General features: G+C 69.0%; 17 protein-coding genes. 12 read left to right on the top strand and 5 right to left on the bottom strand.

The annotated features are described in order from the left end of the window. Positions 1 to 847 (top strand): transporter (locus MLE42_RS03135; RefSeq protein WP_243286430.1); only part of this gene is annotated, 847 nt, incomplete at its 5' end. 7 nt (positions 848 to 854) lie between these two features. On the opposite strand, the gene MLE42_RS03140 is transcribed toward MLE42_RS03135, so the two are convergent. Continuing rightward, positions 855 to 3266, bottom strand: coding sequence for a TonB-dependent receptor (locus MLE42_RS03140; RefSeq protein ID WP_243286431.1), 2412 nt, complete (start codon positions 3264 to 3266; stop codon positions 855 to 857). A 146-nt stretch (positions 3267 to 3412) separates the two neighbouring features. On the opposite strand from MLE42_RS03140, the gene MLE42_RS03145 reads away from it, so the two are divergent. Genes MLE42_RS03145 through MLE42_RS03155 form a run of 3 tightly spaced genes read left to right on the top strand, consistent with a single transcriptional unit; the run spans position 3413 to position 7165 of the window. Beyond that, complete coding sequence (locus tag MLE42_RS03145; RefSeq protein ID WP_243286432.1) at positions 3413 to 4645, top strand: efflux RND transporter periplasmic adaptor subunit; 1233 nt, start codon at positions 3413 to 3415, stop codon at positions 4643 to 4645. Positions 4646 to 4652: 7 nt separating this feature from the next. Further along, positions 4653 to 5879 (top strand): ABC transporter permease, encoded by a 1227-nt coding sequence (locus tag MLE42_RS03150; RefSeq protein ID WP_243286433.1) that lies wholly within the window; start codon positions 4653 to 4655, stop codon positions 5877 to 5879. A 2-nt stretch (positions 5880 to 5881) separates the two neighbouring features. After that, the gene (locus MLE42_RS03155; RefSeq protein WP_243286434.1) at positions 5882 to 7165 is read left to right on the top strand and encodes an ABC transporter permease; all 1284 of its coding nucleotides are present in this window, start codon (positions 5882 to 5884) and stop codon (positions 7163 to 7165) included. A gap of 166 nt (positions 7166 to 7331) precedes the next feature. On the opposite strand, the gene MLE42_RS03160 is transcribed toward MLE42_RS03155, so the two are convergent. Further along, entirely contained in the window at positions 7332 to 7724 is a 393-nt protein-coding gene (locus MLE42_RS03160) for an OsmC family protein (RefSeq protein ID WP_243286952.1), read from the bottom strand. Positions 7725 to 7841: 117 nt separating this feature from the next. Here MLE42_RS03160 and MLE42_RS03165 point away from each other — a divergent pair, with 117 nt between their 5' ends. The 8 genes from MLE42_RS03165 to MLE42_RS03200 all read left to right on the top strand — a co-directional run bounded on the left by MLE42_RS03165 (position 7842) and on the right by MLE42_RS03200 (position 18722). Further along, the gene (locus MLE42_RS03165; RefSeq protein WP_243286435.1) at positions 7842 to 8885 is read left to right on the top strand and encodes a M28 family peptidase; all 1044 of its coding nucleotides are present in this window, start codon (positions 7842 to 7844) and stop codon (positions 8883 to 8885) included. 23 nt (positions 8886 to 8908) lie between these two features. Further along, positions 8909 to 10324, top strand: coding sequence for a pyridoxal phosphate-dependent decarboxylase family protein (locus MLE42_RS03170; protein ID WP_243286436.1), 1416 nt, complete (start codon positions 8909 to 8911; stop codon positions 10322 to 10324). Positions 10325 to 10545: 221 nt separating this feature from the next. After that, positions 10546 to 11556 (top strand): alpha/beta hydrolase family protein, encoded by a 1011-nt coding sequence (locus MLE42_RS03175; RefSeq protein ID WP_243286437.1) that lies wholly within the window; start codon positions 10546 to 10548, stop codon positions 11554 to 11556. Positions 11557 to 11843: 287 nt separating this feature from the next. After that, positions 11844 to 12701, top strand: coding sequence for a glutamate 5-kinase (gene proB / locus MLE42_RS03180; RefSeq protein ID WP_243286438.1), 858 nt, complete (start codon positions 11844 to 11846; stop codon positions 12699 to 12701). Continuing rightward, positions 12698 to 14023: a glutamate-5-semialdehyde dehydrogenase gene (locus MLE42_RS03185; RefSeq protein ID WP_243286439.1), complete on the top strand. Its 1326-nt coding sequence runs from the start codon at positions 12698 to 12700 to the stop codon at positions 14021 to 14023. Before proB ends, MLE42_RS03185 begins: the two co-directional genes overlap by 4 nt. A gap of 122 nt (positions 14024 to 14145) precedes the next feature. Next, positions 14146 to 15456 (top strand): aminotransferase class I/II-fold pyridoxal phosphate-dependent enzyme, encoded by a 1311-nt coding sequence (locus MLE42_RS03190; RefSeq protein ID WP_243286440.1) that lies wholly within the window; start codon positions 14146 to 14148, stop codon positions 15454 to 15456. A gap of 41 nt (positions 15457 to 15497) precedes the next feature. Next, a complete protein-coding gene (locus MLE42_RS03195) occupies positions 15498 to 18305 on the top strand; it encodes a M20/M25/M40 family metallo-hydrolase (protein ID WP_243286441.1) in 2808 nt (935 codons plus the stop codon). 156 nt (positions 18306 to 18461) lie between these two features. Further along, positions 18462 to 18722: a hypothetical protein gene (locus MLE42_RS03200; protein WP_243286442.1), complete on the top strand. Its 261-nt coding sequence runs from the start codon at positions 18462 to 18464 to the stop codon at positions 18720 to 18722. Between the two features lie 13 nt (positions 18723 to 18735). Here the strand turns inward: MLE42_RS03200 and MLE42_RS03205 are convergent, their stop codons facing one another. From MLE42_RS03205 to MLE42_RS03215, 3 genes are all read right to left on the bottom strand, one after another. Beyond that, positions 18736 to 20604, bottom strand: coding sequence for an aldolase/citrate lyase/malate synthase family protein (locus tag MLE42_RS03205; protein ID WP_243286443.1), 1869 nt, complete (start codon positions 20602 to 20604; stop codon positions 18736 to 18738). A 144-nt stretch (positions 20605 to 20748) separates the two neighbouring features. Then, positions 20749 to 21894, bottom strand: a complete 1146-nt coding sequence (locus tag MLE42_RS03210) for a glycerate kinase (protein ID WP_243286444.1) — start codon at positions 21892 to 21894, stop codon at positions 20749 to 20751. 139 nt (positions 21895 to 22033) lie between these two features. Continuing rightward, complete coding sequence (locus tag MLE42_RS03215; RefSeq protein ID WP_243286445.1) at positions 22034 to 23653, bottom strand: L-lactate permease; 1620 nt, start codon at positions 23651 to 23653, stop codon at positions 22034 to 22036. Between the last annotated feature and the right edge of the window lie 170 nt (positions 23654 to 23823).

Here is a 23823-nt window from a genome sequence, read left to right on the forward strand (position 1 = left end):
CCCCCATCCTCGCCTCCTCCCGCGCCCCCTCCCCCATCCTCGCCTCCTCCCGCGCCTCCTCCCCGTCCTCCTGCTCGCCACGTCCCTGGTGGCCCAGGAGGCGAAGGAGGGGCCCATCCAGGACAACTCCTTCCTCGTGGAGGAGGCCTACAACCAGGAACCCGGCGTGGTGCAGCACATCAGCACCTTCACCCGCTACCAGGAGAGCCGGGACTGGATCTACACCTTCACCCAGGAGTGGCCCGTGGGCGGGCTGAAGCACCAGCTCAGCTTCACCCTGCCCTGGCAGCGGCTGGGCGCCTCCCTGGACGGCAAGCAGGCCTTCGGGGACGTGGCCCTGAACTACCGCTACCAGCTGCTGGGTGACGGCGACGCCCCGGTGGCCATCGCCCCGCGGTTCAGCGTGCTGCTGCCCACGGGCGACGAGAAGACTGGCTACGGCAAGGGCGGCACGGGCTTCCAGGTGAACCTGCCCGTGAGCTTCACGCTGAGCAAGACCTTCGTCGGTCACTTCAATGCGGGCGCCACCCATACGCCGCGGGCCCTCAGCCCCGACGGCGACCGGGGCTTCACCCAGGACTACAACCTGGGCCAGAGCTTCATCTGGCTGGCGGCCCCGCGCTTCAACGTGATGCTGGAATACGTCTACACCAGCGGCGAGACCGTGACGGGCCCGGGCCGGACTGATCGCCAGAGCGCCTCGTACGTCTCCCCCGGCATCCGCTGGGCCTACAACTTCCGCAGCGGGCTCCAGATCGTCCCCGGCCTCGCGGTGCCCATCGGCGTGGGCACCAGCCGCGGCGAGAAGGCCATCTTCCTCTACCTGAGCTTCGAGCACCCCTTCTGAGGCAGGCTCAGAACGTCCATTTCACCCGCGCCGCCAAGGTGCGCGGCGGGATGACATGGGTGCCGCCGAAGGCGCTGAGGAAGTTGTAGAGGCCCTTCTCGTCCGTGGCGTTCAGCAGGTCCAGGCCCACCGACAGCTTCTGCCCGTTCTTGAGCTTCCACGCCTGCCCGGCGTTGAGGTTCAGGACGGTGCGGGACTTGATGCGGTGGTTGAGGCCCACCAGGCTGTCGGTCTCCGTCCGGACGTAGGGGATGCCGAAGGCGTAGTCGGGATTCCCGGCGACGGTGGCGGGGTCGCCCGCCTCCAGGCCCGAGTCGTAGCGCGCGGAGGCCTGGGCGAAGAAGCCGCCCTGCTCGAACCGCACGCCCAGCTGGGCGGTGAGCTTCTGGTCGTGGTCGATGAGGTACGGCGTTCCGTCGGGCCCGTTCACCGCGGGATCGGCGGAATCCAGGCCCCCGAGGGTCGGGCTGTAGTAGAGCGTCCGGACGGTGCCCGCGCTCAGGTAGGCTGACCAGCCCCGGATGGGGACCGTGTCCGCCCGGAGGTCCAGGCCGTGGAAGCGCCCCTTCCAGGCAGTGATGGGGAAGAGGATGCCCGTGTTCATGAACTGGCTGTTGTCGGCGGAATTCCGGCTGTCCTTCCACCAGTAGTCCAGGCTCACCCGCGCCACCTGGCCCAGCTGCTGCTCCAGGCCCACCAGGTAGCTGTCCTGGGTCTCCGCCCGCAACGGGGGCACCGGCGTGGCGGACTGGGTGACCAGGCTCCAGACGGTCTGGGAGGTGGAGAAGGCCAGGTTCTCGTTCTCCGGCGTGATGAGCAGCCGGTCGTAGACCACCCGCACCAGGGTGCCGATCCCCGGCAGCGCGTACGTGACGCCCAGCCGCGGCTGGAGCTCGTTCTGGGTGAAATCCCGCCCCTTGTAGCTGTCGAAGCGGAGCCCCAGGGCGAAGGTCCAGCGGCCGGCCTTCAGGTCGTCCTGGAGGTAGGCCGACGCCAGGGAGGGCGCGAAGCCGTCCGCGAACCGGAGGATGTTCCCGCCCCCGGCAGGGGTGTAGGGATACAGAGGATCCGAGGGCCCGGAGGCCTGGGCCTGGTCGGTGATGGCCATGTCGAACCGCTCGTGCAGGGGATAGCGCACGACCTGGAGGCCCGCCTTGAAGGTGTTGTCACCATTCCGCTGGGTGTAGCCCGCCTGGGCGCCCTGGTTGTCCAGGCGCCGGTCGGAGCGGATCCACACGGGGGTGTCCGGCCCGCCGCCGCCGAAGCCCGGCTGGAGGTCCCGGGTGGGATCCAGGCGGGCGGTGGCGCCGCGGTAGTAGATCGCCACATCCAGGCTGCGGTCCGCGCCCAGCAGGTGGGTCCAGCCCAGGTTCAGGTTCACGTCCGTGGTGTGGACCCGCTGGTCCTGCCCGGCGGTCTGCTGGGAGGCCAGGTTCACCACGTCCCGGTTGGTGCTGCCGCCACTGGCGGAGAACCGGAGGATGTCGCTGGCGCCCAGGAGCCAGTCGAAGCGCGTGAAGAGGCGGTCCGTCGTCCCGTGGTTGTGCAGGTTCTCGAAGTTCACGGGGTCCAGGAACCGGTCGCTCTCGGAGGCGGCGCCGGTCACGAAGTAGCCGAAGGAGGCCGTCCCGCCGCGGGCCCCGAAGCCCAGCTCCCGGGTGCTGAACCGCGAGGCTCCCAGGGACAGCTCGCCCTGGAAGGGCCTGGGCGAACCCAGGCCGGACTTGCTGGTGAGGTTCACCACGGCCGCCGGCTTCCCGCCGTACTCGGCGCTCACCCCGCCCGTAATGACCTCCATGCTCTCCACCTGCGAGGGGTCCAGGGAGTTCGAGAAGGTGGACTGCACCTGGTCCGTGATGGGCACCCCGTCCACCACGTAGGTCACCTGCCCATGGCTGCCCCGGAAGTGGAAGCGGCCGTTCTCGTCCTGGATGAAGCCCGGCGTGGCGAGCAGGATGCTCTCCATGGCCCGGCTCTGGACGGCGGTGGGGATCTTCTCGATGGTGGAGCGGTCGATGTCGATGTGGGCCGAGGGGTGGGCCTCCACCAGGGACACCGTGTCCTCCACCGCCACCGTGGCGGAGGCCTGGGCCGCTTTCAAGCTCAGGTCCAGCCGGGTGGGCAGGTTGGAGCGCACCGAGATGTTCTGGTGGAGGTCCTGCATCCCCGGCGCCACCACCTCCAGGTGGTAGTCGCTGAAGGGGATGTTGTAGGCGGCGTAGGTCCCCGAGGCGTCCGTGACGACGGTCTGGCGAAATCCGGAGACACGGTTCTCCAGGCGGACCTGGGCCTGGGCCACCGGCCTTCCCTGGTCGTCCAGCACCCGTCCGGCGAGGGTTCCGCTGCCCGCAGCCGCGGCGAATGCAGGCCCAGCCGCAAGAAGGGCTAGGATGGTGGGGCCGAAGGGGGAATGGGACAAGGCGGGTCCTCCAGATGGAATTATTTTCCAACTGGCGAATCCAATCAATAGAAAACAATTCCATTTATGACATCCAAGGCCACTAAACCCTTGGACTGCATGAGCGAAGATTGAGATGCGATCAGCCCGTTGGGGAGGCCTTTGACATGAAGCGGAAGCAGATGTGGATCCTCGGCGGAGGACTGGTGGTCTTCGTGATCGCCGGCCTGAGCATCGCCGGCATGCGGGACAAGGGCATCGCCATCCAGGTGGCCACCGTGGCCCGGGAGAACCTGCAGGCCAAGGTGAGCGCCAACGGCAAGATCCAGGCGGTGACGAAGGCGGACATCTCCGCGAGCATCATGGGCCAGGTCACCCGCCTGGCCGTCAAGGAGGGCGACCGGGTCCACAAGGGCCAGTTCCTCATGGAGATCGATCCCCGCAGCGCCCGGGCCAACTCCGAGGCCATGCAGGCCAGCCTGCACGCGGCCCAGTCGGACCTGACCTCCGCCACCGCCAACCTCGCCCAGGCCAAGTCCGACTTCGACCGGGCGAAGGCCAACCGGGACGCGGGCATCATCTCCGCGGCGGATTTCGAGCGGGCCAGGACCGCCCTCGAGACCGCCCAGGCCGCGCAGGAGACCGCCCGCCGCCGCACGGACCAGGCCAAGGCCAACCTGAGCCAGTCCCATGTGGGCCTCGGCTTCTCCACCATCGCCGCGCCCATGGACGGCGTCGTCACCGCCCGCCGCATCGAGCTGGGCGAGACCGCCGTGCCCGGCATCCAGAACCAGCCCGGCACCGTGCTCCTCACCGTCTCCGACATGAGCAAGGTGGAGGCCGAGATGGAGGTGGACGAGGCGTCCATCCCCACCGTGAAGCTGGGCCAGGAGGCGCAGATCCGCATCGACGCCTACCCCAACCAGATCTTCCAGGGCCAGGTCACGGAAGTGGGCGGCAGCCCCATCCTGAAGACCAGCGTGAACGACGCCACCAAGTTCAAGGTGAAGGTGTGGATCAAGGATCCGCCCCTCACCATCAAGCCCGGCCTCTCCGCCCAGGCGGACATCTTCACCGGCAGCCGCGATCAGGCCCTGGCCATCCCCTTCCAGGCCCTCGTCATGCGCGAGATCAAGCTGAAGCCCGGCGAGACCCACAAGCCCGGCGCCCCGCGCGAGGAGGAAGGCGTCTTCCTCATGGAATCCGGCAAGGCCAAGTTCGTGGCCGTGAAGACCGGCCTCATGGGCGACCTCTCCGTGGAGGTGCTCTCCGGCCTCAAGGGCGGCGAGTCGCTCATCACCGGCCCCAACCGGGCGCTCCGCGACCTCAAGGGCGGCGAGGCGGTCCGGGTGGAGAAGGCGAAGAAGAAGGACAAGGACAAGGACGAGACCAAGTCCTGAGGCCCCCATGAACCCCACTGAACTCCTCCGCGCCTCCTTCCGGGCGATCCGGGCACACACCCTGCGCAGCTTCCTCACGCTGCTGGGCGTCATCATCGGCGTGGCCACCATCGTCGCCGTGGTGGGCGTGATCTCCGGCCTGAACACCTACGTGAAGGAGAAGATCATCGTCCTGGCCCCGGACGTCTACGTCGTCCAGAAGTTCGGGATCATCCGGAGCCGGCGGGAGTTCATCGACGCCCTCAAGCGCCCGCCCATCACCTGGCAGGAGTACCAGCGCCTCTCCAGCGGCATCCTCAAGGAGTCCTCCCAGGTCTCCGCCGCCGCCGGCAACTCCATGCCCGTGCAGAGCGGGGATCGTCACCTGGACAACATCGCCGTCATCGGCATCACCTCCAACTTCGCGGACCTGTTCAACCTGGAGTTCGAGGCCGGGCGCTTCTTCTCGGACAACGAGGACCAGGGCGCCCTGAACGTGGCCGTCATCGGAGCCAACACCCGGGAGGAGCTGTTCCCCCACCTGGATCCCGTGGGCCGGACGATCCTGATCCGCGGGCTCCCCTTCCGCGTCATCGGGCTCATGCCCAAGCAGGGGCGGAGCATCGGCTTCAACCAGGACGGGCGCATCTACATCCCCCTCCAGGTCTACCGGAAGAACTTCATGGCCTCGAACGAGAGCCTGGAGCTGCAGATCAAGGCCCGGAACGGCGTGGAGGGCCTGGACGCCTCCATGGACGAGGTGCGGGCCCTGTTCCGCGCCATGCGGCACACCAGCTTCCGCAGCCCCGACCCCTTCGGCCTCCTCACCCAGGAGAGTCTGCAGGAGCTCTGGAAGACCATCAGCAGCGCCGCCTTCATCCTGCTGATGCTCATCTCCAGCGTGAGCCTCGGCGTGGGCGGCATCGTGATCATGAACATCATGCTGGTGAGCGTGGTGGAGCGGACCCAGGAGATCGGCGTCCGCATGGCCCTGGGCGCCCGCAAGCGGGACATCCGGTACCAGTTCCTCCTGGAGGCCGCCCTGCTCTCCGCCGCCGGCGGCGTCATCGGCGTGCTGGTGGGCTCCCTCGGGGCCTTCACCGTCCGGGCCGTGGCGGACTTCCCCGCCCAGATCACGCCGGGCATCGTCCTCGTGGGCATCCTCCTCAGCACCCTCGTGGGTCTGGCCGCGGGCTTCCTACCCGCCTACCGCGCCTCCAACCTCGTCGTCATCGACGCGATCCGGGCGGAGTGACCATGGCCAGCCGGAAAGCCGGATTCAGGGGCATCGGCAGCGAGAACGTCAAGTTCGCCTTCCGGGCCATGGTGGCGCAGAAGCTTCGGAGCTTCCTCACGCTGCTGGGCATCGTGGCGGGCGTGGCCACGGTCATCGCCATGGTGAGCTTCGTCTCGGGCTTCAACGACGCCGTCACCGACAGCTTCTCCAGCTTCGGGACCACCCTCGTGCAGTTCCAGAAGTACGAACCCCGCTTCGGCGGCGGGCGCATCCCCGAGGACCAGAAGCGCCGCCGCGACCTCACCATCGAGGACGCCGAGGCCCTCAAGCAGACGGCCACCCTGGCAGCGGCCGTATCCCAGGAGCGCTACCTCTTCGGCAACGACGCCGCGAACCTCAGCATCAAGACGCCCGAGGGGCAGGAGGGGAACAATCCCACCTTCGTGGGCACGAATCCCGACTACGCGCCTTCCAACAACTCCTTCATCCAGGACGGGCGGTTCTTCGTGGACGCGGACGTGACCCACACGGCCCGCACCTGCGTGCTGGGCCCCATGACCGCCGAGGCCCTCTTCGGCAAGCGCGACCCCATCGGCCGCACGGTGCTCGTGAACGGCGTGGCCTTCAGCGTCATCGGGCTCCTGGAGAAGAAGGGCAGCTTCCTGGGCGGCGATGCCGACAACATTCTGATCATCCCCATCAGCACCTTCGACGAGATGTTCCCCCAGGTGAAGAACGGCGGCGGAGACACCATCCACATCGCCACCGTGCCCAAGGACCCGAAGCGGATGTACGACATGATGGACCAGGAGGTGGCCATCCTCCGGGCCCGGCGCGGACTTCGCGCCAGCCAGCCCAACGACTTCGCCATCTTCACCAGCGAGGCCCAGCTCAAGACTTTCCAGCAGATCACCGGCGGCATCGCGGGCGCCATGATCCTCATCGCCGCCATCGCGCTGCTGGTGGGCGGCGTGGGCGTCATGAACATCATGCTGGTGAGCGTCACCGAGCGCACCCGCGAGATCGGCGTGCGCAAGGCCCTCGGCGCCACCCGCAGGGACATCGCCATGCAGTTCCTGGTGGAGGCCATCAGCCTCACCGGCGTGGGCGGCGCGGTCGGCATCGCCGTGGGGCTGGGCATCGCCATGCTGGTGCGCCTGGTCTTCGAGTTCCCCGCCGCCGCGCCCCTCTGGAGCATCGTGCTCGGCTTCGGGGTGAGCACGGCCGTGGGGCTGATCTTCGGATTGTGGCCCGCCCTCAAGGCCGCGAAGCAGGATCCCATCGAGGCCCTCCGCTACGAGTAGGCCACCGTCGGGCGAGAACAACCTCAAAGCCGTGGTCGACTCGGGCGATTTTTTAGCCACCGATTTCAGTGATTGCGGTGATGGGCCCCGAATGCTGCCCCGGGACAGGGCCTTATCTTTTCATCACTGAAATCGGTGGCAGAAGGGCCTTCCTCCGAGATCTACCTCAGCCTTCGACCAGGGTCTTCACGCTGAACGCCGGGGGATGCTCGATGTGCTTCTTCACGGTGCACTGGCTGGCGGTGCGCACGAGGGCCTCGTGGTACTTCTCGGGGAACGTCGGCGGCACCAGGATCTCCAGCTCCACCCGCCCTACCATCCCCGTGGCGGGATCGGGGACGGTCCGCTGGACCAGCCGGATGCCCTCGGTCGGGAGGTCCCGCTGGCGGCAGAAGTTCAGCACGTAGATGCCGGCGCAGGTGGCGAGGGAGGCCTGGAACAGGGCGAAGGGACTGGGCGCGGAGCCTTCCCCACCGCCCTGGACGGGCTGGTCCGTCTTCACGGTGTAGGGTCCGAAGTGCGCGTCCACCCGCGCGCCGCCCGGAAAATCGATGACCATGTCCACGAGAGCCTCCTTCGTTCGAACTCCCATTGTCGCGGGAGCGCTGCGGCGCCACCAGCGTGCAGGGCACTGGAAACCCTCACCGCCGCGCACGATCCGCGCAACACTGGTGGCATGCCCCCCCTCGAGCCGCCCTCCCCATCCGCTGTGCCGGAGGCCTTCCGGCGGACCGGCCGACAGCGCCAGTGGAGGGTCCTGGCCGGGCTGACCCTCCTCCTGCTCGGCTTCGGCACCTGCGCGTCCATCCTGGTGACCCAGCCGGTGCTGGCCGCCCCTGCCGTCGAACCCGCCATCGCGGTGTCGCCGGAGCGCCTGGAGGCCGACGTCCGGCTGCTCTCGGAAGGCTGCGCGCCGCGGGAGTGGCAGAGCAAGGGCCTGACCCGGGCCGCCGAGGCCATCGCCTCGACCTTCCAGGCGGCCGGCGGACGGGTGGCCCGGGAGCCCTTCGAGGTCCGCGGACACGCCTTCACCAACGTGATCGCCTCCTTCGGGCCCGAGTCCGGCCCCCGCATCGTGGTGGGGGCGCACTACGACGCCTGTGGCGAGCAGCCCGGCGCGGACGACAACGCCAGCGGCGTGGCCTGCATGCTGGAGCTGGCCCGGGCTTTCGGCCGGGCCGCCCCCGCCCTGCGCGTGGACCTGGTGGCCTACACCCTGGAGGAACCGCCCTTCTTCCGGACCTCTGACATGGGCAGCGCCCGGCACGCCCGCCTCATGAGGGAGGCCGGAACCGACGTGCGTGCGGTCCTCGTCCTGGAGATGGTCGGCCGCTACACCGAAGTTCCGGGAAGCCAGCGCTACCCCTCCTCCCTCCTCGGCCTGCTCTACCCCGACCGGGGGGACTTCCTCCTGGTGGCCGGCCGATTCGGCGACATCGGCCTGACCCGCGACGTCAAGGCCTCCCTGCGCGGCGCGTCGCCGCTCCCCGTGGTGTCCATGAACGGACCCCGCTGGATCCCGGGCATGGACTTCTCGGACCACTACCCTTACTGGGATCAGGGGTTCACGGCCGTCATGCTCACGGACACAGCCTTCTATCGGAACCGGGACTATCACACGGACCATGACACCGCCGACCGCCTGGACTACCTGCGGATGGCCCAGGTGGTCCAGGGGGTGCATGCCGCCGTGACCCGCCTCGCCATGCGGGCACCCTAGAGGAATGCAGGCACACTAGAGGCATGGACGCCCAAGAATTCCGCCGCCTCGGTTATCAGCTCGTGGATTGGATCGCGGACTACCGCGAGAACCTCGAGCGCCTGCCGGTCATGAGCCGGGTTCAGCCCGGCGATATCCGCGCCGCCTTCCCGGACCACCCGCCCCAGCACGGGGGCCGCGTGACCCAGGCCCTGGCGGCCCTGGAGCGGGATGTGCTGCCCGGCATCACCCACTGGAACCATCCATCCTTTTTCGCCTACTTCCCTAGCAACACCAGCTACAGCTCGATCCTCGGCGACCTGGCCGCCTCGGGCCTGGGTGCCCAGGGCATGAGCTGGCAGACCAGCCCCGCCGCCACCGAAGTTGAAGAGGTGGTCATGGACTGGCTGCGCCAGATGGTGGGCCTGAGCACGGCCTTCACCGGCGTCATCCACGACACCGCCAGCACCGCCACCTTCACCGCCCTGCTCTGCGCCCGGGAGAAGGTGTCGGAGTACGCCCAGAACACCGAAGGCCTCCAGAGCGGCGAGGCGCCACTGGTGGTCTACGCCTCGGACCAGGCCCACAGCTCCATCGAGAAAGCGGCCCTTCTCGCGGGCTTCGGCCGCAGCTTCCTGCGCCTCATCCCCACGGATGAGAACCATGCCATCCGGCTCGATCTGCTCCAGGCGGCCCTCGAGAAGGACATCGAGATCGGCCTGCGCCCCTGCGCCATCGTCGGCGCCGTGGGCACCACGGCCACCACGGCCCTGGATCCCCTGCCCGCCCTGGCGGACCTCGCGGAGAAGCACGGGATGTGGCTCCATGTGGACGCGGCCATGGCGGGCACGGCCATGGTGCTGCCCGAGTGCCGCTGGATGTGGGAGGACATCGAGCGGGCCGACAGCCTGGTGTTCAACCCCCACAAGTGGATGGGCGTGGGCTTCGACCTCAGCGCCTACTACGTGCGCGATCCCCAGCACCTCATCCGCGTGATGAGCACCAACCCCAGCTACCTGCGCACGGCCCAGGACGGCCAGGTGAGCAACTTCCGCGACTGGCACATCCAGCTCGGGCGGCGCTTCCGGGCGCTGAAGTTGTGGTTCTACCTCATGGACGTGGGCGTGGAGGGCCTCCAGGCCCGCATCCGCCGCGACCTGGCGAACGCCCAGTGGTTCAGGGAGCAGGTGGATGCGGCGCCGGACTGGGAACGCCAGGCCCCCGTGCCGCTGCAGACCATCTGCCTCCGCCACCTCAAGCCCGGCCTGGACGAGGCCGCCCTCGCCCAGCACAACCTGGACCTCGCCCGCCGCATCAACGAAGGCGGCGCCGCCTACCTCACCCCCTCCCTGCTCAAGGGCCGCCAGATCCTCCGCGTGAGCATCGGGGCCGAGCCGACCGAGCGGCGGCACGTGGAGGCGCTGTGGGTGGAGCTCAAGCAGGCCTCAGGAAATACCTGAGACTCTGCCAGTCCAGTACACCTCAAACACAAGGGGCATCCCCGTGCCCAAAACGGCTGGCCCGGGCTATTGCGCTCGCATTCCGTACAACGCGCCGTATGCTCTTACGGAATCAAGGCCTGGGGTCTATCACGATGTCTACAGCGTCTTCGCCCGTCACCTCATGCCGCCCTCGCTTCCCTCACTGGCTGGGCGTTGCCCTCGGTTTCCTGCTTGCCACGATGCTGTTTGCGGCGCCTCCCATATCAGGCGTCGGGATCGCACCGATCCGCATCCCCGACCCGGTCAGCGGCGGCCAGACCGACGGCTATGTGTTCTACCCGTCACCCGAGCCCACCCCCGGCATCACCGCGCTCGGCCCCTACGAGGTGGCAGCGCGCCTCCATGCATCGGCGACGGCCGGCCTCAAGCCGCTGGTGGTGATCTCGCACGGCAACGGCGGCTCACGCCTGGGCCACCATGACCTGGCCACCTTTCTGGCCAGCCACGGTTTCATCGTCGCCACGCTCAATCACCCCAAGGACGACTTCGAAGACACCAGCGGCGCCGGCCATATCGAGGTGCTGGCCGGTCGTCCGGTGCAGGTAAAAGCAACCATCTCCATGCTGCTGGGCGACCCGCGCTGGAACACCCTGATCGACCCTGCGCGCATCGGCGTTGCCGGGTTTTCCTCGGGTGGCTACACCGGCCTGATGGTGGCGGGCGCCAAGCCTGAATTCACCCGCTTCGTGGATTTCTGCGAGCACTACCCTAAGGATCTGAACGTCTGCGGCAAGCTGGCCGAATTCCAGGCCGAAGCCGACAAATTGGGCCTGTCGCAGCGCCAGTTGATGCAGCGGACCCAGGACCAGCTCTACCGCTATGGCGAAACGGCCGACCCGCGCGTGAAGGCGGCCTTCGTCATGGCGCCGCTCAGCCTGATCTTCGACTCGCACAGCTTCGATACGGTGCGCATCCCGATCTACCTGTATTACAGCCAGAACGACCTCGTGCTGCGGCCCGATGCCAACGCCCGCCATATCCTGCCGCTGATCCACACCCTCGCCGGGGTGAAGGAGGTGCCGAAGGCCGATCACTGGGTGTTCCTCGCTCCGTGCTCGCCAGCCTTGGCCAAGCAGATTCCCGACCTCTGCACCGACTCACCCGGTGTCAACCGCAAGCTTGTCCACACGCAGATCAATACGGACGCGTTGGCCTTCTTCCGCCGGGTGTTCAACCTGGCAGCCGACTGAGCAGCCCCGCCGCCTTGAGTGGGCAGGAGACCGGAGCTTAAGGGCCGCTCGGCCCCCGCTTTCAAGCCCCTATAAAGCCAATCCGTCCATTTCCCCTTTCCGGATCATCGCCGCTCCGGCAGACTTGTTCCAACATGTTTACCGTGACGACCTTCAACCCGCGCCCTAGCCACCCGATCACCGGCCGACCGGCTGGAGGGCTTTGAGCTAATCACCACGACGCTCCGCTCACATCCACCCCCGGGCCGCACACCGACCCGGGGGCTTTTCTTTATGGGCAGATAACCATGACCCGCAGCACCCACTCCATCGCCAACACCGCCCAGCGGGCCAGCCTTGGCACGGCCAAAAGGATCGTCATCAAGCTCGGCACGCAGGTCGTGGTGGATGCCGAAGGCCGGCCGGCCCTGAGCCGCCTGTACGGGCTGATGGAGACCGTGGCGGCTCTCCGCCGCCGGGGCGCCCAACCCGTGCTGGTCTCCTCCGGCGCCGTGGGCCTCGGGGCCCGGCAGCTCGGCATCCGGCCCGAGGGGCTTCCGCAGAAGCAGGCCTGCGCGGCCGCCGGGCAGGGCCAGCTCATGTCCATCTACCAGGAGGGCTTCGCCCGCATGGGCCTGTGCGCGGCCCAGGTGCTGCTGACGGAGGATGACTTCGCGGATCCCCTCCGCCACGCCAACCTCCGGCGCACCCTGGACACCCTGCTGGAGCTGGGGGCCATCCCCGTGCTCAACGAGAACGACACCGTATCCACCCTGGAGCTGGAGCGCCCCTCCCCCGGCCGCCGGCCCATCTTCAGCGACAACGACCACCTCTCGGCCCTGGTGGCCACGCACCTGGAGGCCGATCTCCTGGTGCTCCTCTCAGACGTGAGCGCCCTCCACACCCGCAACCCGGGCCTGCACGCGGACGCCGAGCCCCTGGCGGAGGTCCCCTTCGGAGCCGATCCTCAGGCCAGGCTCGAGGGCACCTCGGGCCGCGGGCGGGGGGGCATGGTGAGCAAGGTGGAGGCGGCGCGGGCCGCGGCACGGGCCGGGGTGCCCGTGGTGCTCGCCTCGGGCCTCGCCATCGGCATCCTCGACCAGATCCTCGCGGGTGACCCCGTGGGAACCCTCTTCCTCGCCGCCCCCAGAGGAGCCCGGCCATGAACGACGCGAGCCTCAGCCCCCTCCAGATCCAGGCCATGGCCCAGGCGGCCCGGGAGGCCTCCCGGCGCCTGGCCACCACGACCGGGGCGCTCCGCTCGGCGGTGCTGCGGCGGCTGGCGGACCTCCTGGAAGCCCAGGCGCCCGCCCTCCTCGCGGCCAACGCGGATGATGTGGCCGCCGGGGGCGCCCTGCCGCCCGCCACCCTCCAGCGGCTCAAGCTGGATGACGCCAAGCTGGCGGCCATGGCCCAGGGCGTCCGGGCCGTGGCGGACCTGCCGGATCCCCTCCACCGGGTCCAGCTGCGCCGCCAGCTGGACGAGGGCCTGGACCTCACCCGCGTGGCCTGCCCCCTGGGCGTGCTCTGCGTGGTGTTCGAGGCACGCCCGGATGCCCTGATCCAGATCAGCGCCCTGGCCCTCAAGAGCGGCAATGCCGTGCTGCTCAAGGGCGGCCGCGAGGCCGCGCGCTCCAACGCCGCGCTGCTGGCCGCGGTACGGCAGGCGCTGGCGGAGGAGGGGCTGCCCGAGGATGCGGTCCAGGGCCTGCCGGATCGCGAGGCCGTGGCGGCCCTGCTGCAGCGGCCGGACCTGGTGGACCTGGTGATCCCCCGGGGTTCCCGGGAGCTGGTGCTGAGCCTCCAGGCCGCCACGCGCATCCCCGTGCTGGGCCACGCCGACGGCCTCTGCCACATGTACCTCGACGCCGCCGCGGACACGGCCATGGCCGTGGCCCTGGTGCGCGACGCCAAGCTGCAGTACCCCGCCGCCTGCAACGCCGTGGAGACGGTCCTCATCCACCGCCGGGCCGCGGCCCGCCTGCTGCCGCCCCTGGTGGCGGACCTGGCGCCGCGCGGCGTGGAGCTGCGCGGCTGCGCCGCCTGCCGGGCACTCGTGCCCGGCCTGGCGGAGGCCACGGACGCGGACTGGGACACCGAGTACGGCGCCCCCATCCTGGCCCTGAGGATCGTGGAGGACCTCGACGGAGCCCTGGCCCACATCCGCGCCCATGGCAGCGGCCACACGGAGGCGATCGTCACCGAGGATCACGCCGCCGCAGCGCGGTTCCTGGCGGAGGTGGACGCGGCGGGCGTGTTCCACAACGCCTCCACGCGCTTCGCCGACGGCTTCCGGTACGGCTTCGGCGCCGAGGTGGGCATCAGCACCGGGCGGATCCACGCCCGGGGCCCCGTGGGCCTGGAGGGACTGCTCAGCTACCGCTACCTCCTGCTGGGCCACGGCCACAAGGTGGAGGACTACGCGGGACCCGCCGCCCGGCCCTTCCGGCACCGGGATCTGGGCGGCGATCCAGACAGTAGGGTATAAACATCAATTATTGATACATAAGACTCTATAACTTTGAACCCCGGGCTCGAGGTGTTAGCCTTGACCCACGTTCGTCGCTCCTGGATCGCCGCAGGGGCGACTTTTTCGTATCGGGAGGATCCATGGCTGCCCTGCTCTCCCCTGAAACGCCCGCCTTCGCCGTGCCTGAGGCCAACCTCGTCCCGGTGAGCGATCACCTGAAACAGCTGGCGCCCATCCCGGCCTCCCGCATGTTCCTCATCAACAAGTCGCTGAAGGTCTTCAAGGAGAAGCAGCCGGGCGTGCCCGTCTTCGACGCCAGCCAGGGCGACGGCGGCGCCTCGCTCCCCGGCGTGCCCGCGGAGCTGCTGGACCGCGCCTTCGAGATGCAGAAGCAGCACGGCACCGCCTACGACATGCCCTACGGCACCGACGCCTACCGGAAGATCGTGGCCGAGCAGTACTGGAAGCTGGCCCCCGACACGGGCTGGGGCCCGGCCAACATCATCGGCACCCAGGGCGGCCGTGACGGCCTCCAGAAGGCCTACCAGGCCATGCTGGCCCTGGGCCACGGCCGCCAGGGCGACGTGGTGGTGGTGAGCCGTGTGCCCTGGATCAGCTACAACTGGGGCCCCTACGGCATCGGCGCCAACGTGATGTGGGCGCCCGGCCGGGCCGAGGAGGGCTGGGCCTACTCCGAAGAAGGCATCCGCGCCTGCGTGGCCGAGGCCGCCCGCCACGGCCGCAAGATCGCGGGCCTCGTCATCACCTGCCCCGACAACCCCACGGGCCAGACCATCCCCCTCGAGCGCCAGATCGTCCTGGCCCGCACGGCCCTGGAGGCAGGCGTGGCCTACGTGCTCTTCGACTGGATGTACCACGCCGTGGGCGATGGCGATCCCTACGACGTGAACGTGCTGCTGCGGGCCTTCGAGCCCGAGCTGCGCAAGCGCCTGATGGTGCTGGACGGCCTCACCAAGAGCCTGGGCGCCTCCAACATCCGCAACTGCCACCTGCTGGCCGACGCGGAGGTGGTCAAGACCATCGTGGCCCAGGCCTCCCACACGGTGATGCCCTCCTTCTTCAGCCTGGCCGTGGCCATGGCCGCCTACGAGAAGGGCTTCCAGAAGGCCGCCGCGCCCATCATCGAGCCCACCCGCGCCAGCCGCGCCTGGCTGCGCGAGTTCCTCAAGAAGCAGGGCCTCACCCACATCATCGGCCAGGGCTATTACGCCTTCATCAAGGTGTCGGACACCTTCCAGGCCAAGGGCTGGACCGACTCCGAGCCCATGGGCCAGTACCTGGCCGAGGAGCACGGCGTGGCCGTGGTGCCCGGCGCCTTCTTCAGCCCCTACGGCGCCGAGTGGATCCGCTTCTCCTACGCCACCCCGCCCGAGCGCACCCAGGGCGCCGCCGAGCGGCTCCTGGCGGCGCTGAAGTCACTTCAGGGTTGAACAGATTCATCCGCACGTTGATTGATTGATCCGGAGCACCCGTGTTCGACCTGAACGCCTTCGTCGAGAAGTTCAAGCTGGCGCGCCAGACCGCCCAGGAGACGCGGCCCCAGGGCGGCCTCTGCGGGCTGGAGCTGGAGTGGAACCTGGTGGATCCGCAGTTCCGCCCCCTGCTCACCGTGGGCACGGGGCCGGACCGCATGTCCTTCGTGGACCACCTGCGGACGAAGGTGCTGGCGCCCTGGACCGGGGAGTACCACCAGCTCGAGGTCTTCCACTGGATGATCGAGTGGGTCACCCGTCCCTACCACACCCCCCGGGGCGCGGTGTACGAAGGCCGCCTGCTGGAGGCCGCCCTCATCAACGCCCTCTACAAGGCGGGTCGCGCCTTCGGGGAGCCCCTGCACTACTGGCATGGGAACCTGCTCATCCTCCCGGAGATCGGGCCCGACTGCGTGCCCGAGTCCTGGCACCTGGCCAAGCGGCGCTACCTGCAGCGCTGCGTGGAGATGTACGGCACCGAGCTGGCCACCGCGGGCACCCACTGCAACCTCAGCCTGCCCGAGCCCATGCTGGCCTGGGACTTCATGCACCTGCCCGCCTCCCAGCGTGGCGATCACCACCTCGACGACTACAAGAACCAGGTCTACATCACGGGCACCCGCCTCATGCGGGCCTTCGCGTCGCTCTTCATCGCCACCAGCGCCAGCACGCCCCTCCAGGCCTCCGAAGAGGGCGGGAAGCCCGTCGTCCGCCTCACCCCCTACGAGTCCGTGCGGAACCTCACCTTCCCGAATCCGCCCGCCCTGGACGTGCCGGACCTGAACCGCAGCCACGCGGACTACCTGCGCCTGTCCTACGATCTGGTGCGCCGCGGCGTGCGCTTCGGCAACAACAACTGGATCCCCGTGCGCGCCCGCTCCCAGGCCGAGCCCGTGGAGCGCCTCATCCAGGTCACCAGCGACCAGCTGCACGACATCTACGCCCGGGGCCTCTTCGCCGCCGGCGAGACGCGCAACGTCGAGGACATGGCCGCGCAGATCGAACGCCAGAACCTCTTCGCCCGCATCGACCTGCCCATGGCCCGCGTGGAGGTCCGCACGGACGACCCCGGCCACGAGCTGGCCCTGGACGTGGCGAACCTCACCCTCAAGCACCTGCTCCTCCTCCGCTTCTACGCGGATCCCGACTTCGCCCGCGGCTTCCGCTACGACACCGAGGACATCACCCGGGCCCGGCGCAACGAGGACCTGGCGGCCAGGGAGGGCCTGAACGCCGTCATCGAGGATCCCCTCACCGCCAAGCCCGTGGCCATGCGCGTCTTCCTGGCCTGGACGCTCAACCAGCTGCGGCCCATGGCCGAGGCGCTCGGCTTCTGGGAGGACCTCCAGCCGCTCCGCGAGATGGCGGAGGGCGCGCCCAGCACCGCCGAGAAGATGCGCCAGAAGCTGAAGGCCAAGCTCGGCACCTCGGACATCGTGCCGCCGGCCCTGCTCGTGGAGCTGGCCGAGGCCCGGAAGGTCCAGGTCCGCGACGAGGTGGAGGCCATCACTGCCCGCCTGGCGGACCTCGGGCCGGAACAGGACAAGCTCAAGGACTTCGTGGAACACGCCCGCGACGAGGTGCACCTGGATCCCCGCGCCCCCGTGCGCTTCCGCCCCCGGCCAGAGACGGTGGTGGAGGGGACCTTCGCGAGCAAGACCGCGGAGGTGCTGGCCGTGTCCCAGCGCCTCATCCGCATCCCCAGCGTCACCGCCTGCCCCGAGGAGCGCATGCCCGAGATCCACCGGGCGGCCACCTTCATCTACGACTACCTGCGCAACCACGGTGTGCCCGTGCGCTACTTCAACCAGGCCACCTTCCCGGCCGTGCTCGCCCACTTCCCCGGCGGCGAGCAGGCCCCGGCCATGCTGTGCGGCCACTTCGACGTGGTGGAGCCCGAGCCCGACGACAGCCAGTTCGAGCCGAAGATCGAAGGCGACTACCTCTGGGGCCGCGGCGCCGCGGACATGAAGACCGTGCTCTCCACCTACCTCGTGTGGATGAAGGACACCTTCAAGAAGGGCGCCCCCTACCCGCCCGTGAGCCTGCTCATGCTGGGCAACGAGGAGAACGGCGAGCTGGAGCCCATGGGCACGCCCCACGTGCTGAGGCAGCTCAAGGAGGAGTGGGGCTACGAGCCCTCCTTCTTCGTGGCTGGCGAGCGCACCGGGGAGAAGGGCACGGAGCTCTGGGGCGAGGTCTGCACCCAGAACCGCGGCGTCCTGCGCTTCGAGCTGGTGGCCCGGGGCACCCGCGGCCACAGCGGGTTGGCGGGGGGCAGCGACCTCACGGAACGTCTCTTGGGCGCCCGTGAGGCCCTGCGCGAGATGTTCGCCAAGCGCCTCACCCTGAAGGCCGCGGACGGCTGGCAGTCCCTGGCCCGCTTCGCCTACATCCAAGTGGGCACGCCCGGCGTCTACAACATCACGCCGGATCGGGGCGCCCTGGGCGTGGAGATCCGCCCCATCCCCCAGGACGACATCACGGGGCTGCGCGCCGACATCGAGGCCCTGGCCGCGGCGCGGGAGCTGGAGCTGGTGCCCTCCGCCTGGGAGCCGGGCATCGCCTGCGACCCGGAGAACCCCTACCTCAAGGCCCTGCTAGCGGGCATCGAGGCCGCCGGAGGCGACATCCGCATCGGGCGCAAGGGCGCCGGCACCTCCGCCCGCTTCGCCCCCAAGGGCCAGGGCGTGGTCTGGGGCCAGACCGGCATCGGCCCCCACGCCGCCGGCGAGCGCCACTACATCCCCAGCATCGATCCCTACTACCGGGCCCTGGACGCCTTTGCGGCCAAGCTGAAGGGCTGACCACGGCCACACCACGGCCTAATCAAGGCCTGACCGCAGGTAGGTCCGGTGGTCGTGCCCAAGATCACTGTCAAAACAGTTTCTTGCTTCCACCATCAGGGATGGCCTTCGGAACGGGATCGTCCTGGTCCGCCGGAAGCCCGGGAGATCGCCTCGATGCGCCGCACCTTGGGCCGGACCAGCTCCGCCCGCCTGAACACCATGCTCCACCACCCGGCCGCCGCCCGCCTGACGGCCCTCCGTGCCCGGGACGGTCTCGTCCACGTCTGCGGCTGGTGCCGGAAGGTCCGGACCGACGAGGGCGAGTGGGTTCCGGCGGAGCCAGCGCTCCTGGAGAGCGCCGGCCCCGCCCTCACCCACGGCGTCTGCCCCGACTGTGCCAAGGCCATCGTGCAGAAGCGCCCCGCCGTCGCGTAGCTTCGCCCTGCCCTCAGAAGTCCAGGTTGTCGGTGATCCGGGTGCCGTTCTTGCTGAAGGTCTGGAGGAAGGTGGCAATGCGCATCTCGGCTTCGGGCAGGCTTTCGACGCCGAGGTTCAGGTTGAGCAGGTCCACGTACCAGGGTGCCTTCACGGGGCTGTTGACGTAGGCCTGCACGATGGCCCGAGCCACGGGCAGCGTGGTGTCCTTGGAGTCGTCGTGGACATCGCGGTTGCTGGCCTTGCGGAGCTTGGCGTACTCCTCGTCCACCAGGCGGGCGAAGAGGGCCGGCGTCAGCGTGTCCCCGATGGCCGTGCCCGTGGCGGCATCGGCCTCCGTGAAGGCGGCGCCCTTGTGCAGCCACTCCCAGAGGATGGAGAGGCGGATCTCGCCCGTGGCCATGTCCTCCATGAGGTAGAGCACGTCGTCGTTGCCGAAGAAGTCCGCGGGCTTGAGGGCCGCGGCCTGGAAGCCGCGCAGGAAGGCGTTGCCGTACTGGAGGGCCACGGAGAGCAGATCACGGGCCCCGGCGATGGTGCGGGGGGCCTTCTCCAGCATCATGAGGCCGGCGGCGTCCTCCGGGCCGTAGGTCAGGGCCGGGAAGGCGCGCCCCATCTGGTTGGCCTGGCCCGCGCGCTCCCAGACGGGGCGCACGATGTGGACCATCTTCCAGTGGGCCACCCACTTGCCCGAGGCGCCTTCGCGCTGCTCGCGCTCGGCGCCGGCCACGGCGCGCTTCATGCTGGCGGTGACGCCGGCCTCGCTGCCCACGGGGATGTTGGGCTCCATGCCGCCCTGCCACAGGGCGAAGCGGCCGTTCCGGTCCGGGGTGTTCATGGCCCGGCGCACGCGGTCCTCGTAGGTGCGCATGTAGCCGTAGGTCATCGTGATCGAGCTGATGTCGGGATTCACGAAGCCCTTGTCCCAGGCCAGGGCGTCCGAGACGCTGTTGATGTAGTCCCAGCGGCCCGTGTTGAAGCCCACGAAGTGGGGCGCCAGCGCCGCGCGGATCTCCATGAGCTGGTAGCACTGCTCCAGCTGCTCCACCAGCACGTAGGCCTTGATGGTGCCCACCTCGAGGCCCAGGTGCTCCTCCAGGGCCACCAGCATGGCGTTGAAGAGGGCGGCATCCTCGGCGGTCTGGGTCTTGGGCAGGTAGAGCACGAGGCTGCGGCCCGCCGCGCGGAGGCGCGCGTGGTTGTTCACGATGTAGAGCGCCATGTCGGCGATGGAGGCGGAGAAGCCATGGCCGTTCCGCCGGATGTGGCGGTCCTCCAGGTGCAGGCCCCGCACGCGGTAGATCACGGTGGTGAAGTCCAGCTGCTTGCGCCAGTCCTCGATGATCGGGTGGCCGAAGAACCCCTTCGCCCACTGGTTCATCTCGCGGCTGACCTCCTCGGCAACTTCCAGGAAGAGCGGGTCCCGGGCGATGGCCAGCTTGAGGTTGCGGTGGTTGTCGAGGGACATGGTGTCCACCTGCCCCAGGGCGTCCTCGCCGTCGAACATCCAGCCGTCGGCGCCGGAGAGCAGGGCGTAGGCCACGTTGCGGATGCCCGAGCGGACATCCGAGCGCGGCTTGGTGGCCGGGCCCGTGCCCTGGATCCACTGGCGCTGGAGGTCCGGCGGGATCACCGCCCCGTCGAAGTTCCCGGCCCGGGCGTCGGCGACCGTGAAGGGCTTGCCCGGGATCCGCGCGGCGGGGTCCAGGAACCCGATGCGCTCGCCAGCCTCGGCCCGCTGCCTGCGCCGGGCGAGGCGGGCGGCCATGCGCTCCCGGCGCTGCTCATCCAGGGGCGCCAGGGCCTCCAGGGCACGGATCGCCTCTGGCGTGTAGACATCCGGATAGCTGGACAGGACGGCATCACGGAATTCGAGGGTCATGGTCGGTCTCCCTTCGGAACATCGGCAGGACAGGTGCATCCATTCTTGCGGATCGGCGGGTGCTTCCACCCCTCGAGCGCGTGTCAATCAGGTGGGCGTGTCAATCGCATGTCAATCACAAGGCATCCGGGTGTCAATCGGGGTTCAGGGGCGCAGGGCCATGCCGACCTTGACCAGGCGGCAGGCCCGGGCGGCCGCAGCCTCCACCAGCGCCGCGCCCTGCCCCATGCAGTCCTCCAGGGTCATGGGCTGGGGCACGGTGGTGGCCAGGGCGTCGATGCCGTGGCCCAGCACCTCGTCCGCGCCGTCGCCCAGGCCGCCAGCGATGCAGATCACGGGCACGCGATGGCGCTTGGCCACCGCCGCCACGCCCACGGGAGCCTTGCCCATGGCCGTCTGGAAGTCCGTGCGGCCTTCCCCGGTGATGACCAGGTCCGCGCCCTGGGCCAGGGCCTCGAAGCCGGTGGTCTCCAGCACGATGGACACGCCGGGCCGGAGGCTGGCGGGGGTGAAGAAGAGCAGACCCGCCCCTAGGCCGCCGGCGGCACCGGCCCCGGGCAGCAGGGCGATGTCGCGGCCGGTGGCGGCCTCGGCCACCTCCGCGAAGACGCCCAGGGCCGCATCCAGCTCCTGCACCATCTCCGGCGTGGCGCCCTTCTGGGGACCGTAGACGGCGGAGGCCCCGCGCGGACCGCAGAGCGGGTTGTCCACGTCGCAGGCCACCAGGACGCTGGCCTCGGCGAGGCGCGGATCCAGGCCCGACAGGTCGATGCGCGCCAGGCGCGCGAGGGCGGCGCCGCCTTCGGGCAGATCGCGGCCCTCCGCATCCAGGAAGCGCACGCCCAGGGCCCGGGCCATGCCCGTGCCGCCATCATTGGTGGCGCTGCCGCCGATGCCGATGACGAGCTTGCGCAGACCCGCATCCAGGGCGGCCTTCATCAGCTCGCCCGTGCCCGCGGTGCTGGTGATGCGGGGATCCCGGCGGTCCTTCGGCACGAGGGGCAGGCCCGAGGCCGAGGCCATCTCGATGAAGGCGGTGGCGCCGTCGCCGGAGATGCCCCAGTGGGCCCGCACGGGCCCGCCCAGGGGGCCGCGCACCTCCGTGTGCATGAGGCGCCCGCCCGTGGCCGCCACCAGGGCCTCCACCGTGCCCTCGCCGCCGTCGGCGATGGGCACCTTGACCACCTCCGCGGCGGGAAACACCGCATGGATGCCCCGCTCCATGGCCTCGGCCACACCGAGGGCGGACACGCTGCCCTTGAAGGAATCCGGAGCCACGATGATGCGCATGGGTTCTTACCTCTCGTGCCGATTGGAAAAGATTCACCACGAAGACACGAAGACAGGAAGAAAAGGAAAATACAACCGCAGCTCTTCGTGGTCTTCCTGTCTTCGTGGTGATTCTGGCTTTGTGTTCTCGCCGATCAGGTCAGGGAACGAGCCCCGGGAACAGGAACGCGAAGCCGAAGACCATGAGGCCCAGCAGGATCACGTAGGGGATCGTGTACTTGATGGTCTGCCGCATGATCAGGCCTTCCTTGCCGGCCAGGCCCACGGCGGTGGCGGCGATGACGATGCTCTGGGGCGAGATCATCTTGCCAGCGGAGGCGCCCGCGCTGCCGGCCGAGGCCATGAGGATGTCGGACAGGCCCATGCCGTTGGCGGTGAGCCGCTGCAGGTTGCCGAAGAGGGCGTTGGCGGAGGTGTTGCTGCCCGTGAGGAACACGCCCAGGGTGCCGAAGAGCGGGCTGAGGAACGGGTACACGTTCCGGCTCACCAGGGCCACGATGCCGTTGGCCATGGTGGCCACCATGGAGATCTGCTTGGTGGCGAGATCGCCCACCACGGCCAGCTTGGTCTTGGGGTCGATGATGGGCAGGGCCATGTTCATCACTTCAGCGATGGCGAGGATGCTGGCCACCGCGATGAAGGACGGGATCATCTGCTTGAAGGTCTTGCCGAACTGCTCGCCCATCACGCCGTAGCTGATGCCCATGAAGGGGAAGGCGATGAGGCCGGCGATGAGCATGATGGTGCCGGGGCTCTGGAGCCAGGTGAACGCATAGAGCTTGCCGGGGTTGTAGATCTGGGCCTTGAGGAGCACCCACTTCCAGCCCGGGGCGGTGCCGTTGAAGAGGGGCTTGGTGCTGGGCAGGTTCACCGCGATGACGAGCACCGCCAGCAGCAGGTAGGGCAGCCAGGAGAGGAACAGCTCCTTCGGATGGAACTCCCGGCGCTCGTCGGTGGCCGGGGCCTCGCCCTCGAAGAGCCAGGGCTGCGGGTGCTTCTGGAAGTTCAGGTAGATGGCGGTGGCCACGAGGCAGACCAGGCCCGCCAGCACGGAGGTGAGGTCCGCGCCGATGAAGTTGGAAACGAGGAACTCGGTGATGGCGAAGCTGAGGCCGGACACCAGGATGGTGCCCAGGGCGCCCTTGAGGCCCTTGGACTTGGACATGGCGTACACGGTGGCGAAGGCCATGATCAGCGCCAGGGGCGCCATGAAGCGGCCCGTCATCTGGGAGAGCTTCATCACGTCCAGGCCCGTGGTCTTGGCGAGCGTCACGGTGGGGATGGCGAGGGAGCCGAAGGGCACGGGGCCCGTGTTGGCCACCAGGCACACCAGCGCGGCCATCATGGGGTTGTAGCCCAGGCCGATGAGGATGCTGGCGGGAATGGCCACGGGCGCGCCGAAGCCGCAGATGCCCTCGAGGAAGGCGCCGAAGCCGAAGGCGATGAGCAGGGCCTGGGCGCGGCGGTCGACGGTGAGGTTCGCCATGGCGCCCTGCATCTTGTCCATCCAGCCCGTGGCCTTCAGCACGTTGTAGACCACCAGCGCGCCGAAGGGGATGTACATGATGGGGAAGATGCCCGTGAGGCCGCCCTGGAGGGCCGCCAGCACCGTGACCTTGGCCGGGAAGTGGAACACGAGGATGGCCGCGAGCACCGTCACCAGCAGGGCGATGGGCGCCACCTTGGCGGCTGGTTTCATCAGCAGCGGGATGCCGATGAGCAGAACGATGAGGGGCAGCGTGGCTGCGAGAATGCTCAAAAACATTGTCGACCTCCGAATCGGTTGCCAAACAGTACCTGGGGTTGGTCTGACCACCAAGCCAAAAACATTTTTGAGCCACAAGGACCGGAATCGGTCAGATCCCGGCCCTTGTAGCCACACTTTTCAAAGTGGATTTTATCGGCACCAATCGCGGTGGTTAGACCACC

Origin of the sequence: Geothrix terrae, from assembly GCF_022808775.1 — a bacterium.
GTDB lineage: Bacteria > Acidobacteriota > Holophagae > Holophagales > Holophagaceae > Geothrix > Geothrix terrae.

Excerpts from the sequence above, each read along its gene's own strand:
- MLE42_RS03145 (WP_243286432.1), top strand. The coding sequence starts at position 3,413 with ATGAAGCGGAAGCAGATGTGGATCCTCGGCGGAGGACTGGTGGTCTTC.
- MLE42_RS03150 (WP_243286433.1), top strand. The coding sequence starts at position 4,653 with ATGAACCCCACTGAACTCCTCCGCGCCTCCTTCCGGGCGATCCGGGCA.
- MLE42_RS03155 (WP_243286434.1), top strand. The coding sequence starts at position 5,882 with ATGGCCAGCCGGAAAGCCGGATTCAGGGGCATCGGCAGCGAGAACGTC.
- MLE42_RS03160 (WP_243286952.1), bottom strand. The coding sequence starts at position 7,724 with ATGGTCATCGATTTTCCGGGCGGCGCGCGGGTGGACGCGCACTTCGGA.
- MLE42_RS03165 (WP_243286435.1), top strand. The coding sequence starts at position 7,842 with ATGCCCCCCCTCGAGCCGCCCTCCCCATCCGCTGTGCCGGAGGCCTTC.
- MLE42_RS03170 (WP_243286436.1), top strand. The coding sequence starts at position 8,909 with ATGGACGCCCAAGAATTCCGCCGCCTCGGTTATCAGCTCGTGGATTGG.
- MLE42_RS03175 (WP_243286437.1), top strand. The coding sequence starts at position 10,546 with ATGCTGTTTGCGGCGCCTCCCATATCAGGCGTCGGGATCGCACCGATC.
- proB (WP_243286438.1), top strand. The coding sequence starts at position 11,844 with ATGACCCGCAGCACCCACTCCATCGCCAACACCGCCCAGCGGGCCAGC.
- MLE42_RS03185 (WP_243286439.1), top strand. The coding sequence starts at position 12,698 with ATGAACGACGCGAGCCTCAGCCCCCTCCAGATCCAGGCCATGGCCCAG.
- MLE42_RS03190 (WP_243286440.1), top strand. The coding sequence starts at position 14,146 with ATGGCTGCCCTGCTCTCCCCTGAAACGCCCGCCTTCGCCGTGCCTGAG.
- MLE42_RS03200 (WP_243286442.1), top strand. The coding sequence starts at position 18,462 with ATGCGCCGCACCTTGGGCCGGACCAGCTCCGCCCGCCTGAACACCATG.
- MLE42_RS03205 (WP_243286443.1), bottom strand. The coding sequence starts at position 20,604 with ATGACCCTCGAATTCCGTGATGCCGTCCTGTCCAGCTATCCGGATGTC.
- MLE42_RS03210 (WP_243286444.1), bottom strand. The coding sequence starts at position 21,894 with ATGCGCATCATCGTGGCTCCGGATTCCTTCAAGGGCAGCGTGTCCGCC.